This is a genomic window from Treponema socranskii subsp. buccale (assembly GCF_024181585.1).
GTDB lineage: Bacteria > Spirochaetota > Spirochaetia > Treponematales > Treponemataceae > Treponema_D > Treponema_D buccale.
Genome location: NZ_CP054258.1, coordinates 374,518 through 391,713, shown reverse-complemented (window position 1 = coordinate 391,713; position 17,196 = coordinate 374,518). Strand labels below are relative to the sequence as shown.

15 protein-coding genes are annotated in these 17,196 nt (G+C 49.2%); 8 read left to right on the top strand and 7 right to left on the bottom strand.

Features of this window, described 5'->3' with window-relative positions; translation table 11 throughout:
* Positions 1-54 precede the first annotated feature (54 nt).
* From HRI97_RS01750 to pheS, 8 genes are all read left to right on the top strand, one after another.
* Entirely contained in the window at positions 55-1,635 is a 1,581-nt protein-coding gene (locus tag HRI97_RS01750) for a DUF5312 family protein (protein ID WP_253726221.1), read from the top strand.
* Between the two features lie 806 nt (positions 1,636-2,441).
* Positions 2,442-3,170 carry a hypothetical protein gene (locus HRI97_RS01745; RefSeq protein WP_253726220.1) on the top strand — a complete coding sequence of 243 codons (729 nt, stop codon included), beginning with the start codon at positions 2,442-2,444 and terminating at the stop codon, positions 3,168-3,170.
* Positions 3,151-3,738, top strand: coding sequence for a hypothetical protein (locus HRI97_RS01740; protein ID WP_253726219.1), 588 nt, complete (start codon positions 3,151-3,153; stop codon positions 3,736-3,738). The genes HRI97_RS01745 and HRI97_RS01740 overlap by 20 nt, the downstream gene beginning before the upstream one ends.
* Before the next feature lie 139 nt (positions 3,739-3,877).
* Positions 3,878-4,309: a hypothetical protein gene (locus HRI97_RS01735; protein WP_187419125.1), complete on the top strand. Its 432-nt coding sequence runs from the start codon at positions 3,878-3,880 to the stop codon at positions 4,307-4,309.
* 22 nt (positions 4,310-4,331) lie between these two features.
* A complete protein-coding gene (locus HRI97_RS01730; protein WP_253726218.1) occupies positions 4,332-4,790 on the top strand; it encodes an Imm26 family immunity protein in 459 nt (152 codons plus the stop codon).
* Positions 4,791-4,966: 176 nt separating this feature from the next.
* A complete protein-coding gene (locus HRI97_RS01725; protein ID WP_253726217.1) occupies positions 4,967-5,734 on the top strand; it encodes a hypothetical protein in 768 nt (255 codons plus the stop codon).
* 39 nt (positions 5,735-5,773) lie between these two features.
* Positions 5,774-6,181: a hypothetical protein gene (locus tag HRI97_RS01720; RefSeq protein WP_180486978.1), complete on the top strand. Its 408-nt coding sequence runs from the start codon at positions 5,774-5,776 to the stop codon at positions 6,179-6,181.
* A gap of 12 nt (positions 6,182-6,193) precedes the next feature.
* Positions 6,194-7,753: a phenylalanine--tRNA ligase subunit alpha gene (gene pheS, locus HRI97_RS01715; RefSeq protein ID WP_253726216.1), complete on the top strand. Its 1,560-nt coding sequence runs from the start codon at positions 6,194-6,196 to the stop codon at positions 7,751-7,753.
* A 212-nt stretch (positions 7,754-7,965) separates the two neighbouring features.
* Here pheS and HRI97_RS01710 read toward each other — a convergent pair whose 3' ends face one another.
* The 7 genes from HRI97_RS01710 to HRI97_RS01680 form a co-directional block, all read right to left on the bottom strand.
* Positions 7,966-8,346: a DUF1667 domain-containing protein gene (locus HRI97_RS01710; protein WP_253726215.1), complete on the bottom strand. Its 381-nt coding sequence runs from the start codon at positions 8,344-8,346 to the stop codon at positions 7,966-7,968.
* A 66-nt stretch (positions 8,347-8,412) separates the two neighbouring features.
* Positions 8,413-9,804 (bottom strand): NAD(P)/FAD-dependent oxidoreductase, encoded by a 1,392-nt coding sequence (locus tag HRI97_RS01705; RefSeq protein ID WP_253726214.1) that lies wholly within the window; start codon positions 9,802-9,804, stop codon positions 8,413-8,415.
* On the bottom strand, positions 9,801-11,324 hold the full coding sequence (locus HRI97_RS01700) for an NAD(P)/FAD-dependent oxidoreductase (protein WP_253726213.1): 1,524 nt from the start codon (positions 11,322-11,324) through the stop codon (positions 9,801-9,803). The genes HRI97_RS01705 and HRI97_RS01700 overlap by 4 nt, the downstream gene beginning before the upstream one ends.
* 147 nt (positions 11,325-11,471) lie before the next feature.
* Complete coding sequence (gene glpK / locus HRI97_RS01695; RefSeq protein WP_253726212.1) at positions 11,472-12,998, bottom strand: glycerol kinase GlpK; 1,527 nt, start codon at positions 12,996-12,998, stop codon at positions 11,472-11,474.
* Positions 12,999-13,115: 117 nt separating this feature from the next.
* On the bottom strand, positions 13,116-14,036 hold the full coding sequence (locus HRI97_RS01690) for a GNAT family N-acetyltransferase (protein WP_253726211.1): 921 nt from the start codon (positions 14,034-14,036) through the stop codon (positions 13,116-13,118).
* 97 nt (positions 14,037-14,133) lie between these two features.
* Positions 14,134-15,495 (bottom strand): PFL family protein, encoded by a 1,362-nt coding sequence (locus HRI97_RS01685; protein ID WP_253726210.1) that lies wholly within the window; start codon positions 15,493-15,495, stop codon positions 14,134-14,136.
* 266 nt (positions 15,496-15,761) lie between these two features.
* A complete protein-coding gene (locus HRI97_RS01680) occupies positions 15,762-16,916 on the bottom strand; it encodes an iron-containing alcohol dehydrogenase (RefSeq protein WP_253726209.1) in 1,155 nt (384 codons plus the stop codon).
* Between the last annotated feature and the right edge of the window lie 280 nt (positions 16,917-17,196).

The window sequence follows — 17,196 nt, the reverse complement described above, 5'->3', positions numbered from 1 at the left end:
GCTCGGAATTCTCAAGCTCTTGCAAAAACACTAAAATGAATTACAATAGTATACATGAGTTTATTCCGCGCGATCGTCGTTTTTTTCGAATCGATATTTCATAAAGATTCCCCCGAAGTGCAGCAGCGCCTGCAGAAAAAAAAGCTCGAAAGCGAAATCATTTCCGCACAGCCCGCCCTGTACCGGAACGGACGTATTTTGCCGAACTTTGCCGAAGCCGTGCGCATTCTGTACGTAAACACGTATCCGCTCAACGAATTGTTTGCCGGAACGATCGGCGGTTCCGACATCCCGAAGCAGCGACGCTTTGAAGCCCAACTCGTACTGACCGGTTTTACGCCCGAAGATCAGGAAGCGGTAAAATCGCTTTCGTATGCAAACAGAAAAAAAGCCGCGGCGGCAGCGGGAGCCGATCAGGATCGCGAATTCGAGCGCCAACGGCACACGCTTGAAAAAATAATAAACGCGCTCAACGGCGATTCATTTAAAAACATCGACAAAGAATTGATATCGTTGCATCAGCTCGTCGACTTATGCCGTTTCAATTTCGCCGCAATCATCCATCCTTTCGATGCGAATTTTACGACAATCAATATGTCGTACAAACCGGTATATCAGGAAGTGCCGCTTACACGGATCGGAAACGCGATCGAAGATTTATATTTTCAAATCGAAGGGTTGCAGATTTCGACTGCCGTCGTGCAAGCCGTCATCGCGCTCGCACAGCTGAAAAACAACGGCTCTCTTTCCGCATCCCGAACGGAAACGTATACCGAAAACGTAAAAAAGATCGCATACATCATAACGCGCGTACTCACACCGCCGCGCTTGCAGGCGCTCATCCGCATATACAAAGAAAACGCGGAGTACAACCCCTCGTCGGTCGAATATCATGAATCGGCAAGAAAAAATTTTGCAACGTGGCTCCAACAGCAGTATCAGGCGGATGAACAGCGGATCAAAGCGGAACTCAAAGACGAGCGGCTTTCGAGCGAACTTTCAAAACTCTTTAACGGTTCGCCGCTTGCGACGATTGCGGGCTATGATGCAAGTACGAATGAAAAACTCCGTGCAAATACCGCATTCGCATTTACGTGGATCACGCCGCTGCAAATCCTCAAGACTTTTTTGCAGCAATATCTCACCCAGCCGATACAAGCGCTTTTGAACAATATCATCATTGAAGGTTTTTTTAACAATCAAACGTACAAATCGGAATTTTCAAGCAGCGTGTATGCCTCGGGTGAAAGCCGCAGCAGAATCAAAGCGTTCGAAAATCTTTTTTCGCGCGGGAAAATGTTCGACACCGCCATACTCGAAAGTTATATCATCGACAGTCACAAAGACAGCGATTTTTATTCGAAGCTTGAAACGATGGTCTCGGCGATCAATGCGAATGCGCAAAAAATTATACAGGAAGAAATACAACATCTGCAAACCGTATACATCCAAATAAACGAATTGCTTGCCGACGCGAAAAAAGCGAACAGTGAAATCATTTCAAACCTTAAAATACTTATGATGTCGTCGCGGAACAGAGACGGTATAGATCTGCTCGAACGACAGCTTCCGAACTGGGCAATTTTCTTTGAGATTATGAAAAATTATACGATAATAAATGTAAAGGCAAATTAGGATTGTTTTGCGGCGACGGTATGATTCGGAAATACGCGCCCTCCCGCCGAAAACAATCCGCACCGCGCGGTGCACGGTACAGCGAAGTGATAAGAAGCCCGTGCAATGCGCGTACGGATTTCGGTTTTCCGCTCCGGGAGCGTATTTCCGCGCTTGCTTCTTGTTGCAAAACAATCGATACTTGCCTTATAAAAATGCGAACGAGGCCGGAAGGCGAATTAAGATTGTTTTGCTGCGACGGATCGATTCGGAAATACGCGCCCTTCCGCTGAAAACAATCCGCACCGCGCCGGTGCACGGAAAAGAGAGGCAGCGCAAGAAGCCCGTGCAATGCGCGTACGGATTTCGGTTTTCCGCTCCGGGAGCGTATTTCCGCGCTTGCTTCTTCGGGTCAAAACAATCGATACTTGCCTTATGAAAACGCAAACGAGGACGGAAGGTAAATTAAGATTGTTTTGCTGCAACGGATCGATTCGGAAATACGCGCCCTTCCGCTGAAAACAATCCGCACCGCGCCGGTGCACGGTACAGCGAAGCGATAAGAGGCCCGTGCAATGCGCGTACGGATTTCAGTTTTCCGCTCCGGGAGCGTATTTCCGCGCTTGCTTCTTCGGGTCAAAACAATCGATACTTGCCTTATGAAAACGCAAACGAGGACGGAAAGCAAATTAAGATTGTTTTGCTGCAACGGATCGATTCGGAAATACGCGCCCTTCCGCCGAAAACAATCCGCACCGCGCCGGTGCACGGAAAAGAGAGGCAGCGCAAGAAGCCCGTGCAATGCGCGTACGGATTTCGGAGAGGAAATGAGCTGCTGCCCTGCGAAAAATTATTATTCTCCGCAAAAAAAACGGATTTTGCTGTTGAATACGGCGGAAATTCGGCGAAAAACGCAGGTTCGGCAACCATATTGCAATTTGTATGCCTATGGGGCCAATAACCCGGTACGCTATATAGACCCTACGGGTAGAAGTGCATGGGATGATACAATTTCATGGGATCCTAATTTAGAAGAAAACTTCAGAGAAAAGTTTATTAATAATGCAGAAAAACTAGTAAAAGATGCGCAAGTAAAAAATCAAACAATAGATTGTGCTGATGTTGCACTAACGGCATTTGTAAACACAGCAGCAGAAATGGGACTTAGTGTAACTTTTGAAGTGTATAATTCAGAAAATAAAAAACATGAAAGTTTTTCATCTAATGATGCTACATTTACCAACAAAGAGCAATTCCTAAGCTATGTAAAAACCAACATGGGGGCAATAAATTTATTGGACTGGAAGACAACAAAAAGTATTACAAATCCAAAAGCGGGTGATTTAGCAATGTTTGATTTAAGGTTTCATAATGATCCGAGTTATCAGGGACATACGATTGTAATCTTGTCCGACCCTAAAAATAATATTGTAAGAACTGCACAAGGGCATCTCCTAGGAACTCCTGTGATAGAAAACTATCGATTAGGCGATGAACTAGGGATGGGGGCAACGCCTGATTACAGGAGATTTAATTATGAAAAAATCCTTAAATAGTATTACTCTTATTGTTTTATTAATTATTCAGCCGTGTTTTTCATTATCACCAAAAGTAAAGAAAGGTGGATTTTCAAAAGACTTATTTAAAGTTTCGATTGCTAAAGTGAAAAATGAATTTGGCTTTGGTGAATTAGTCGATGTTTATTATCCTGCCGAAATTATGCCTTGCTTTATTTTTGTTTTTAGAAACGAAAATTACATATATGAAGTTATGGCAAATTCCGAGAATTTAAATTATTTGCAACTTAGTAATATGGATCTAAATGAATATATTTCATTAGGATTTCTAAAGGTAAAAAATGTAAAAACAAATGTTATTGAAGAATTCTTTTTTACCGGCAATAAAAAAGAATTCGATTTTTTGGATAATACGGTATCCTATACTTCAATTGTAGATTTAGAAAATCAAATTAATATGGAATTAATAAAAATTGATAAAGGCGGTTTCTTGTTTCCATTTTATACTTTTATTTATAAAAAAGACAATCATATACTTGAAGTTATTTGTACGCCAAATTCTGATAAGCGAAGATGCTATTTTGTAGGTGGCTGGACTTATCATTAGGTACCCTACATCTAGTGTTTCCCGCGTTGCGAAGGCGCCGGATGTTAGTCCTACAAATAGGGATATGTATGACTGCTTCGGAAAATGCTCGAATTTCGCTCGGTTTCCGGAGTAAAAAGCTGATTTTGGAATAATAGAAATGAGTAAACTGCAAGATTTAAGTTGGGATAAAGACAGAAAATTACAAGAAGAAGCCATTACATATTTTTCCAACGCTGAAAATTTCGATTTTAATATTTTAATAAAAAACGCCCCTAAAAAACTAATGGCTAATTTAGTCGAAATAATAGCGAATAAAAAAGTTGACGAACAATATAAATCAATCGACGGTTTATTATATCTTCTGCAGGATTTATCATGGCCAGGCTCTGAAAAGGCAATATCTTTACTTAAAACTTTTCCTAAGGAAATATTGTTACCGCCTTTAGAAAATACTTTGAAAGAAGCTAGTAAAGAAAACGATGATATTTGGTTAGGTAATTTAAAGATGCTGATAAAATATCATTCGTTTACAAAAGATGATTTTAAAAATATAGATTTGATACAAGTGTTGGAGAAAGCCGCATGGTAGGAGCAGTTCAGAAGTAAAGAAAATGGCAAGAAGAAAGAAGGTTGGCGATATATACAGATTTGATTTTGATGAAAAATTTCATTGCTATTGTCAGATATTAGAAGCAAATGATGTAGCTTTTTTCAATTATTATTCAGATTCTGAAGATGACAATATAAATGAAGTAATAGAAAAGGACGAAGTTTTTAGAATCTGGCTTGACCGTGATTGCTTAAAAAGCGATAAATGGAAATTTATATGCAATATGGAACTTTCGGAAAAAAGAAAAATTGTTTCTAACAAGTACAATAAGCCAATAGGTTCAGATTATTATCAATTATATAAAGATGGCCAGTTTTTTAGGACTACAAGAGAAAATTGCATCGGATTGGAATATACAGCTGCATGGATGGAGTTAGGTGTAATAGATAGATTGAATTATTCTTTTTTTGGAAAACCTCTGCCTGAGCATATCAAAAAGGATATTCCTTTTTATGAATAGTTTTATTCTTTATCCCAATTCACACTCCATCCAGCGCTTTCAGCCCGTCTGGAAACGCGATGTTTTAGTCCCGCAAATAGGGATTATTTTACTATAATAAGAGAGTTCTGAAATATGCCTATGCAACACAATAAGGCGAGAAACAATAAGGCAAACAATAAGGCGGGAATTGACAGATGAAAAGAATACCGATACTGTTGCAGAATATGATTTCACCTGAAAAGCGTACGCCCGTATTCGCCGCGCGTTTCGTATTGACGCTTTTTTTTCTTTTCGCCGCGTGCATATTTCCTCACGCAAAAGCGGGAGCGGCATTTTCGCAAACGCCGGACATCGTCGCACACATTCGTATCCCGCTGTGGGCGGAGCTCGACGCATATCCGGGACTCGCAGAAGCGCAGGATACTTCGGCGGGCGTATTCGATTATTCGACCGCTCGGCTGAAAACGCTCGCACCGTTTATCATCGGAGGAATGGTATACGGCTGGAATTTCAGCTATACGCCGTCCGATAAACTGCGCGGCGTCGAAGAGTACATGGATTTTTCTCCGGTGCGGGAACTGGGGGAAGCGGAACGAAATATCACGTACGCAAAACCGCGGATTGAAGACGACAAAGTATACTGCTGGGCGGAATTTACGCGGACGGAATCGATGATCGGAAATTATTATCTTTGGGCATCGATCACAAACGATACGGTACACGGTATAGGCTACGGAAAAATTTCCGACGGCTTCGACGGCATAACGAACGCAGTACGGGACGCGATCAAAAACGCAGTGCGCGCCTATTTTCGGACAAAGATAAAAAATAAACCGAAAGAAATACGCGGCAAAGTGCTTCTCAGGCGGGAACCGCTTATCGGCATCGATGCCGGACGCTATAAAGTCCAGCTTGATTTTTTTCTTGAAACTGATAAAATACTACCGTATACCCAATTTTAACATGTCGAAAGACGAAGGGCACTACGGAGGTACCGCGTTATGAAAAAAATCTTGCTCGCATGCTGCATGCTCTTTGCAGGAGTCGTGATCTTTGCCCAAAAAACGGGGACGTTTACGCCCGAAACATCCGCCAACAATAAAGGCTACGACGAAAAGACGACGCGCATCATCATACCGGAAAATCAGCACACGACCGACGACACGGCCGAAGTGCGCATCGAATATACGCCGCGCTATGACGAAGTGCGCATTTACTACACGTGTATGTATGTCACCTACGACAAGGGACAAGCGATGAACACCGTACTCGCGTGCCTCGAAGATTTTATGAAAGCGAATCAATATTATCACTACAAGTATCTCGCGCGCGACAAAGAAAAATATTTTAAAAACGAACGCGGCTACAGCTGCGCGCAGTATATGTCGTACGTAAAATTCACTCGGTAAATCAGGCACGCAATGGACGTTTCAAACATTATTAAAAATCTGCATCCGCTCGAAACGAAAGTCCTTTTGCGCTATTCGCAAAAAGACGATTTAACGGCCGAAAAACTGCAAAAAGATTTGGATTATAAAGAAGGCCACGCGAACCAGGCGTTTTCGTGGCTTTCCGGCAAAGAGCTCGTCAAAGAAGCCGGCAGAACGCCGCACACGTATTACGAAATCACCGAACTCGGCCGCTCCATCGTAAAAATCGGCAGCACGATCGAAGAACGCTTTATCAATTTTATAAAAGAACACGGCGCTCAAGTGCTTCCGAGGATCGCCGCGGCGCTGAACATCGAAAACAAAGATATCGGAAGCGCATTCGGTCAGCTTGCAAAAGACGGCGTTTTGAAAATGAACGACGAAAAGCAGGTCGTCATAACCGACAAGCCTCTTCCGAAACGTATTTCGATCGTCAAAGAATTATTAAAAAAAGCCGCAGCTGCCGAAAACGGACAGATCGACAGAGAATCGCTTTCCGCCGAAGAAAAGGACGTCATCGCGAGCCTCGCAAAAAAGCGGGGTGCTGCGGACAGCCCGTTCAAAATCATCGAACGCGAAACGGTTACGTATAAACTTACCGACGCATACGAAAAAGTCGTCGAAGCGCTCAAAAAGGCCGGCATCACCGGAAACGAAATCGGAGAAGTGACGCCGCAGCTGCTCTCTTCGGGTGACTGGAAAAATAGTACGTTTCGCGCGTACAACATTGCGATTCCGCCGGCACGCATCATCCCCGGCAGAACGAATCCCTACGTGCAGTTTCTCGAATCGGTCAAAGACAAACTTTCGTCGCTCGGCTTTCAGGAGTTCGACGGCCCGCTCGTCGAAACCGAATTCTGGAACGGAGACGCGCTCTTTATGCCGCAGTTCCACGCGGCGCGCGACATCCACGACGTGTATCGCATCAAAAATCCGACGCATGCAAAATCGATCGAAGAGCCCTATCTGTCGAACGTCAAACGCATCCACGAAAACGGAGGAGATTCGGGAAGCCGCGGATGGAATTACCGCTTCGACACCGAGTTTACGCGGCGCCTCATTTTGCGAAGTCAGGGCACCGTTCTCTCCGCACACCAGCTCCACAAAGCCGAAGTGCCCGGAAAATATTTCGGCATCGTACGCTGCTTCCGCTACGATAAAGTAGACGCGACGCACTTGAGCGATTTTTATCAAACCGAAGGCATCGTGCTCGGAAACGACGTCAACTTAAAAACGCTGCTCGGATTCTTAAAAATGTTCGCAACGGAAATCGCAGGCGCAACCGACGTCAAATACGTGCCCGGTTATTTTCCGTTTACCGAACCGTCGATCGAAGTGCACATAAAACATCCGGTGCTCGGCTGGTTCGAACTCGGCGGCTCGGGCATATTCCGCCCCGAAGTGACGAAAGCGATGGGCGTCGATGTACCCGTTTTGGCGTGGGGTATCGGCATAGACCGCATGGCGCTTATGGCGCTCGGACTCAACGATTTGCGCGAACTCTTCAGCGACGATATCGAACAGGTGCGCCTCCGAAAAGCGAAGTTTTAACAATTAATAAATCATCGTTCGAGTTCTATAATTATTAATATAAAAAAGGGGGAAGTCTCCCCCTCGTTCCAAAGTCCTCGCGCTCCGGCGCTCCGGTCTTTTCCACTACCCCCTCTGCGCTTACACCCCGCAAGGCCCCGAACCGTATCGCAGGCTGTCACGCTGCGGCTGCAAGCAGCGCTCGACCGCAGTGTAATTGCAGCGCCCTACGATCACAGAGAGGCGACGTCATCGCATGCGACGATATCGGCACCCGTATTGAGGATGTCTTCACAGAGTACGTCTCCCGCACGAACCGGAGCCGGAACGCACAGGCGCTTTATCACTTCCATGCATTCGAGCTGCATATCGCGCGGCACTTCCGTTTTCGACTTTGCAGGCACAAGCCGAGAGGCGCCGCCTGAAACCTGCACCGTACACGTGAGCGTCCGTTCGGGATTCGTGAGTTCTTTGTACGCGTACGCTTCGCCTCTCTTGCACGCGTTGCCCGTAACCGAATATGCAGGCCCCGCTGCCGACAGTTTCGTCACTTCAAGCTGGCAGCCCATCGGACAGATGATGCACGTCATCGTCTTTTTTTCGTTTATCTCCATAAGAAACCTCGTATTCCGAATTTGCAAAATTTTAAAATCGCGTTTACCGAACACCGCGCCTTCCGGTCAGTCTATCGTATCTTCCGGCGTTTCGATCGAAACGGTGAGCGGCGCTTCAGCCTTTGCAAGCGAAAAAGCCGACACGTCCGCAATCTGCATTTCGCCCGGACGCACGATCCGCGCTTTTTTCGAATAGAGCCGCTCGTTGCCGCTGTAGACGGCGACGGTAACGCCGCGGTACACGTCGGTGCTGCGGAACATGATCTGCACTTTCGGCTCGTCTTTTTTATCCGCATACCGCTTCGATGCGGCTTCTTTAAAAGCGTCGTCCCGATCGATATGCTGCGGCACGGTGTAGCGCACGCGGTTCCCCGGCCGTATCGGAAGCGCAGCGGCATTCGCCGCATTTTGTCTCGCACTTTCCGCATGATGCGCGTATTCGGCCGCGCACTTTCCGGCGAGCACGCTTTCGGTCGTCACAAAATCGACCAAGTCGTGAACGTGTACGGTATTGCCGCACGCAAAGATGCCGGGTACGCTCGTTTCCATAAGCTGATTGACCGACGGCCCCTTCGTCACCGGATCCATGTGAACGCCCGCGCCCGTACTCACTTCGTTTTCGGGAATGAGTCCGACCGAAAGGAGAAGCGTATCGCACGCGACGTATTCTTCAGAGCCTTTTACCGGACGACGGTTCGCGTCGACGGCAGCGATCGTAACGCCCGTCACGCGCTCTCTCCCGTGGATTTCGATAACCGTCGTACTCAATTTCAGCGGTATGTTGAAGTTTTCGAGGCACTGAGTCATATTGCGGCTCAAGCCCGCCGAATACGGCATCACTTCGCACACGACTTTTACGTCGCACCCTTCGAGCGTGAGCCGTCTCGCCATGATAAGCCCGATGTCGCCGCTTCCCAAAATGACGATTTTTTTACCGGGCAAGTACCCGTCGATATTGACGAAACGCTGCGCGCTTCCGGCCGTAAAGATGCCCGCCGGCCGCGTCCCCGGAATAACGAGGGCGCCCCGCGTCCGCTCTCTGCAGCCCATCGCGAGAATAACCGTCTTCGTGTGCAAAAACATAAGTCCGTCTTTTGCGTTCATCGCCGTGACGACGTGTTCTCCGCTCGTTTTATCGAACGACGTTTCGGTCAGCCCCGCGCCTTCGAAATCTTCCGCCTTATCGATCGAAATGACCATCGTATCCGTTTTGTATTCGATACCCCGCCCGCGAACCTGAGAGACAAAGCGGCCGGCGTATTCGGGACCCGTCAGCTCCTCTCCGAAATAGTGAAGACCGAATCCGTTGTGAATGCACTGCAAAAGAATTCCGCCGAGCTTCGAATCGCGTTCCAAAATCAATAATTTTTCAGCCCCGTTGTCGTGTGCCGAAACGGCTGCGGCAAGACCGGCCGGCCCGCCGCCGACAATGACCGCATCGTATATCGTATTGCTCATCGTTTTGCCCCCTGCATCGATTCATCGTCGGAAAAGTCGCGCGTTTTGCCTGCAAGCATGAACGACGCCCCGCCCTTTTTCGTCACCGACGTCATCGGAATATGCGCTTCGCGCGAAAGGATTTCCGTAACGCGCGGCGAGCAAAAACCGCTTTGGCACCTGCCCATGCCCGCTCGCGTCCTCCGCTTGATGCCGTCGACATCGAGCGCGCCGAGCGGAGAACGGATCGCCTGCACGATTTCCGCTTCGGTTACCGTTTCGCAGCGGCAGATGATCTGCCCGTACAGCGGATCTTCTTTAATAAGTTTTAAGCGCATCGCAATATCCGCCGTATGAAAAGCGGTGATCCCCTTTCGCTCTTCGATAAAATCGTTTCGCTTTTTTACAGCGAGACCCGCGCTTTTAAGCAGTTCCGCGACGTATTCGGCAATTGCCGGAGCGGCTGAAAGACCGGGCGAGCAGATACCGCTCGCGTTGATAAAACCTTTTACGTTCGCATCTTCTTCGATGATAAAATCTTCGACGCTTTCGCCCGCATTTCCGTTTTCATCCGCTTCGCAGGCGATCGCGCGGATACCGGCAAAGGAATTGATAATATTGCCGCGGGGAATATCGGGGATCGTCAGCGACGCTTTTGCAAGCACGTCCGCCTGCGATGCGGCGGTCGTACCGGTATAGCCGTTCATATCGCCGCTTTGATCGTCGGCGCTCGGTCCGATCAGAATATTGCCGTCGACGGTCTGCGTTACGAGCACGCCTTTTCCGAGCGCGGTCGGCGTTTGAAAGAGCGTATGATTGACGAGGGATTTACAGTTGTTATCGAGAAGACAGTATTCACCGCGCCGCTGCTTGATGACGAATTTTCGAGCGCCCGCCATCGCGCTCACTTTATCCGCAAAGATGCCTGCGGCGTTTACGACGTACTTCGCGCGGATCTCTCCGTGCCCCGTACGCAGCACGAAGATACCGTCCGTTTTTTCGATCGCGTGAACCGCCGTATTTCTGAAGAATTCCGCGCCGTTTATGACCGCGCTTTCGGCAAAGGCCCACGTCGCTTTGTACGGACACATGATCCCCGCAGTCGGAGAGTACAGCGCCGCAAGCGAATTGTCGCCGAGATTCGGTTCCATATCGTGCAGTTCTTCGCTTTCAACGATACGCAAATCCTTTACGCCGTTTTTTTTGCCGCGGTCGAGCAGCGTATTTAAAAGCGTCCTGCCCTGCTCGTCGAAGGCGATAACGAGCGAGCCGTTATTTTCGTAATCGAAATGCAATTTTTTTGCAAGTTCCGGATACAGTTCGCTTCCGCGCACGTTGAGGCGCGCCATGAGCGTACCCGGCACGGGATCGAATCCTCCGTGAACGATCGCGGAGTTCGCTTTCGAACTGCCGCACGCAACATCGTTTTCTTTTTCGATGAGCGCGACCTTTGCGGAAGTTTTTGCAAGCTCCCGCGCAATGCAGGCGCCGGTGATTCCCGCGCCGATTATTGCGACATCATACGTAATCATGCTATTCATGATGCCTCCAGCAAACATAGTTACCTATCGATTATCGGCGCTTCTAAAAACCGAAGTTTTCAAGCAACCGGGAAAAAATTATCAATGAGCAGAAAAAATTATTAAGTTCAATTTCGCTAAGATTTTCAAAACTCGACATTTGACCTATTAATGTATCGCCCAGCCTTTTGCACGTTCGACCGCACGCTTCCACGACGCGTACAGCGCATCGCGCTTTTTATTTTCCATCTCGGGAGTAAAAATTTTATCCATTTTCCAAAAGCCGAGCAATTCGTCTTTATCGTGCCAAACACCTACGGCAAGCCCCGCAAGAAAGGCCGCGCCCGTCACCGTCGTTTCGACGTTTTTCGGCCGGTACACGGGCGTATCGAGGATGTCGGATTGAAACTGCATCATCGGATTGCTCACGCTCGCCCCGCCGTCGACTTTGAGCGTCGGAATCGCACAGCCTGCATCCTCTTTCATGCACTCAAGCTCGTCCTTTACTTGAAACGCGATCGCTTCGAGCGCCGCACGGCAGATGTGCGCTTTATTCACACCGCGCGTCAGTCCCGCAATCGTACCGCGCGCGTAGGGATCCCAATACGGCGCACCGAGCCCCGTAAAAGCCGGCACGATAATCACGTCGTTCGAATCGGAAACGGTTTCTGCAAGCGTATCGCATTCATGTGCAGTTTTAATAAGACCGAGTTCGTCACGCAGCCATTTGATGAGCGCTCCGCCGATAAACACGCTGCCTTCGAGCGCGTATGTCACGGAACCGTTTATGCCGAGCGCAATCGTCGTCAAAAGCTTATGCGAAGAAGCAACCGGCTTCGTTCCCGTGTGCATGAGCATAAAGCAGCCGGTACCGTACGTCGATTTCGTTTCGCCTTCGTTAAAGCAGCCTTGACCGAAAAGCGCCGCCTGCTGATCGCCGATGACGGAAGCGATAGGAACTTCGAAACCGCATACGTTCTTGTCGGTCGTCGTATACACGCACGATGAATCTTTTACGTCGGGAAGGATACAGCGCGGTATACCGAGCAGCTGCAAAAGGTCGTCGTCCCATTTCAGCGTGTGAATATTGAAAAGCATCGTGCGGCACGCATTCGTATAATCCGTCACGTGACATTTGCCGCCGCTCAGCTTCCACACGAGCCACGTATCTATCGTACCGGCAAGGATCTCTCCGTTTTCCGCGCGTTTACGCACGCCTTCGACGTTGTCCAAAATCCATTTGATTTTCGTACCGGAAAAATACGCGTCGGGAAGCAAGCCCGTTTTTTCGCGGATCACGTCCCCCTGTCCCGACAGTACCAATTCATCGGCGAGTTCGGCCGTTCGGCGGCATTGCCATACGATGGCGCGGTACACGGGCTTTCCCGTCGCCTTATCCCACAATACGACCGTTTCCCGCTGATTCGTTATGCCGATAGCCGCAATCTGCCCTTCTTCTATGCGGGCGCTCCGCACGGCTTCTCGGAGTACCGAAAGCTGACTCAAAAACAATTCTTCGGCATCGTGTTCGACCCAGCCGGGCTTCGGATAATATTGATTGAATTCCTGCTGCGCGCTTGCAACCTTATTCGCCCCGTGATTGAACACGACAGCCCGCGACGACGTCGTTCCCTGATCGAGCGCAACGATATATTTTTTTTCGGACACAGCGCACCTCCGCGATATAAGTGCCATTATACCACGAAATTCGCCGCATAGCCCAAAAAAACAATAAAAAATTTTACAATCGATAAGGTGACAGGTCGAAAACAGCCCTTTGTTTTAAAACACTATCGGAACGCGGCATTCGACTTAATAATACGCAATCGTAAAGCCGCCCGTCTTCGTAAAACCGATCGCCGAATATGCTTTTTGTGCGCCCTCATTTCCGTTCCGTGCGTAGAGCACCGGCAGCCGATTCGATGCGACGATTTTTTCGGCGAGCGTTTCGACGAGGAGCGACGCGCACCCCTTTCTTCTGAAATCGGGAGCAGTGTACACTCCGCCTATCTGCGCCCAGCGGATACCGATCGCATTCGTGTTCGCCTTTGCAGCCGTCTCGCCGCGTGAGTTTTGCAGCGCAAGAACGTATTCGGTTTTTAAAATGCGTTCGAGATTTTTTCGGGTAACGGCGGGATTTTGCGTCCTGCACGGCGGCAGCACTTCTTCGGCTTCGTATGCGAGTTGCAGCGGCATGAGCGCATCCGCATCCTTTATACCGCATCGGACTATTTTAAATTGTTCACAATACGCTTTTTCACCGGCGGCTCTCGCCGTATGCCGGGCAATGAGCGTTTGCTGTCCTTCCGATACCGACGCATACCGACCTTCTTTTGTCTTGAGGTTTTTTAACGCCGCTTCGGAAAGCGTCATGAGCGCATATTCGTTTATGTGGAGCGGCGTCCTGCCGAGTTCCGCAAAAATTTTCATGATGAGGTGCGACGCTTCGGCTTCTCCGTTTACGCATGAGATTTTTTTGTCCGACAAAAATACTTTGAGGGATGAGCAAAACGCTTTATCGTTTTGCAGCGAACGTGCATTCGGAACACACAGGAGCATTCTGCTTTTGACGCTTATGACGCCGAGCGTTTCGCGCGCATCGCCTTCGATCGAGAAAATGTCGCTTTCGCCGCGGCGGACATGTTCGATAAGCGATACGCAAGTGCGTTCGTACTTTGTGAGGAAAGCGAGCGTTTCCGCTTTCTTTTTTTCATCGACCGGAATAAAGCGCATAAAGATACCTTCCGATTTTTTCGTACATCAATAAACGGCGACACTTGCAAATTATTAATTTCAATTTCGAATTTCCTAAAACTCGACGTTCGACCTGTTAATTTCTGAAGCTGTGAATGGGAGCGGGAATGCGGCCGCCGCGATCGATAAATTCTTTACAGCCGAACGCGTTCACCGCCATAATCGGCGCACCGCCTAAGAGGCCGCCGAACTCCGCCCAATCGCCCGTCGTTTTTCCGGGAACGGGGATGACGCGCACTGCGGTCGTTTTGTTGTTGACCATACCGATCGCCAGTTCATCCGCGATGATGCCGCTGATAGTCGACGCTTCCGTATCGCCGGGGATCGCTATCATGTCGAGGCCGACCGAACACACCGTCGTCATCGCTTCGAGTTTTTCGAGCGTAATCGAGTGCTCTTTTACCGCGCGTATCATCCCCTCGTCTTCCGACACGGGAATGAAGGCGCCCGAAAGACCGCCGACTTTCGTACTCGCCATAACGCCGCCCTTTTTTACCATGTCGGTGAGCATAGCGAGAGCTGCCGTCGTACCGGGTGCGCCCGCGCTTTCAAGGCCGCATTCTTCGAGGATGCGCGCAACCGAATCTCCGACGGCGGGAGTCGGCGCAAGCGACAGATCGAGGATGCCGAATTCGACGCCGAGCCGGTGCGCCGCTTCCGTTCCGACAAGCTGTCCCATGCGCGAAACTTTGAACGCCGTTTTTTTGATGCCGTCGGCAAGTTCGTCGATCGGCTTTCCTTTGTATTCTTTTGCGGCGGCGAGGATGACGCCCGGTCCCGAAACGCCGACACTCAGTACCGCATCCCCTTCTCCCGGTCCGTGAAAAGCGCCCGCCATAAACGGATTGTCTTCCGGAGCGTTGCAGAACACGACGAGCTTTGCGCAGCCGATGCCGTCTTTTTCTTTCGTGCGCTCCGCCGTTTTTTTGACGATTTGTCCCATGAGTTTTACGGCGTCCATATTGATGCCGCTCTTCGTCGAACCGAGATTGACCGACGAACACACCCGTTCGGTGCATGCAAGAGCCGCGGGAATAGAATCGATAAGGACGGCGTCGCCCGCAGTGATACCCTTTTGCACGAGAGCCGAAAAACCGCCGGCAAAATCGACGCCGAGTTCCTTTGCGGCTTTGTCGAGCGTTTCCGCCCACGCGACGTAATTTCGTTCGCCGCTCGCTTCCGCAATCATCGCAATCGGCGTGACAGCAATACGTTTGTTAATGATAGGCACTCCGAATTCCGCTTCGATTTCGCGGCCGACTTTGACGAGGTTTCCCGCCCGCTTCATAATTTTATCGTAGATGCGGTTTCGGCATTTTTTGCCGTCGTCTGAAATGCAGTCCCGCAGCGAAATGCCCATCGTGATCGCGCGGATGTCGAGCTTTTGCCGCATAAACATATTGACAGTCTGTTCGATTTCGGTCGCTGAAAAAATCATAGCGCTATTTTAGCAGTTGGTGAAAATAAAGTAAATCGGAACGGACAACCTTGCGCAAAACGGAAATCAATTTTTACCCATGACCTCTTTCCGTTCGCGCGTGCAGGTTTATCGCGCTACATCATTCGTCGATTGTCTGTCAAAACGGAGAGACGGGCCTGTTTCAAAAGTCGGGGACAATCCCATGCGAAAAAAAACCGCAGCGAAGGCAATTGCATCTCCGCTGCGGGTAAGATCACGCTGCTGCGCAATGCGCGCGGCTGCTTTTAGAAGTCGATGTCTTTGCCGTAGTATGCAGCGAGGTAAATCTTTTTAATATCGGCAGGCGATGTTTTTCTCGGATTGGTAAGCGTACACGCATCGTTGAATGCCCGCTCGCTCATCAGATCCAATACCTTGAGGAATGCATCTTCGGGGATGACGGTGTTTTTGCCTTCTTGAATCGTGCGCGTAATGCCGACCTTTCTATTTAAAGCCGTCACCGCTTTTGCGATATCATCTATGCCCAAAGCGCCTTCCAATTTGCTGTAGCGGTCGGTTTCCTTTCTGTTGTAGTCGATGATGTACGGAAGCATGATGGCGTTCGCCTCTCCGTGTGTCAAATGAAATTCTCCGCCGATCTTATGCGCCATAGAATGCACGATGCCGAGCGAACAGTTGCTGAACGCGATACCCGCAACGGTAGATGCCGTATGCATCTTTCCGCGCGCTTCCATATCGCTGCCGTTTGCGACTGCCCGTTCGAGATATTCGAATACGAGCCGGATCGCTTCGAGCGCATAGGGATCGGTGTAATCGTCATGGGCGGTCGAAACATACGCTTCGATCGCATGCGTCATGACGTCCATACCGGTTTGCGCCGTAACGAGCGGCGGCATCTTTGCCGGAATTCTATCGTCGACGATGGCGATATCGGGAATGATATCGGGACTGACCAAAGGGTATTTGATATTTTTTTCTCTGTCGGTGATAACGGAAAACGCCGTGATTTCGGACGCCGTGCCGGACGTGGACGGGATGCCGATCAGTTTTGCTTTTGTCCGCAGCTTCGGAAATTTGAATGCGACCAAATCGTCGAAATTATAGCCCGGATATTCGTAATACACCCACATGATTTTGGCGGCGTCCATCGAGGATCCGCCGCCCAATGCGATGATCCAGTCGGGCTTGAATTCGGCCATCTTCGCCCCGCCGTCTTTACAGGTTTTAATGGAAGGATCGGGTTCAACGCCGTCTATGACTTCCACCTGCATTCCCGCTTTTTCCAAATAGCCTTTAGCTTCATCGATGAATCCGAATTTTTTCATCGAGCTTCCGCCGGTGACTATGACCGCTTTTTTCCCTTCCAACGTGGAAAGAAACTCCAATGCACCTGCACCGTGGACGATCCTGTTGGGGATGCTGAACGTTGCGTACTTCATATTACCTCCATAAAAACTTTTGCAGGAAGTTTCAACTTCCGAAAAAGTTTTTAGCCGTGCGCGCGAGCGCGCACGTTATATAGTCGAGTTTGCAAAATAAAATGTATCGTATCCATCCTAATTTTTACAGGAACAATACGTATACAAGTTTTCTGCAAACATCCGAGCAAACTCGAGATAAAAAGTGACGGCGCTATTTCAGACGGCGCTTTTTATCATACCTCCTGCTTCGTATAATGAGCTGAAAGCGACGCCGATGCGGCCGTCGCTTGTTAGCGTT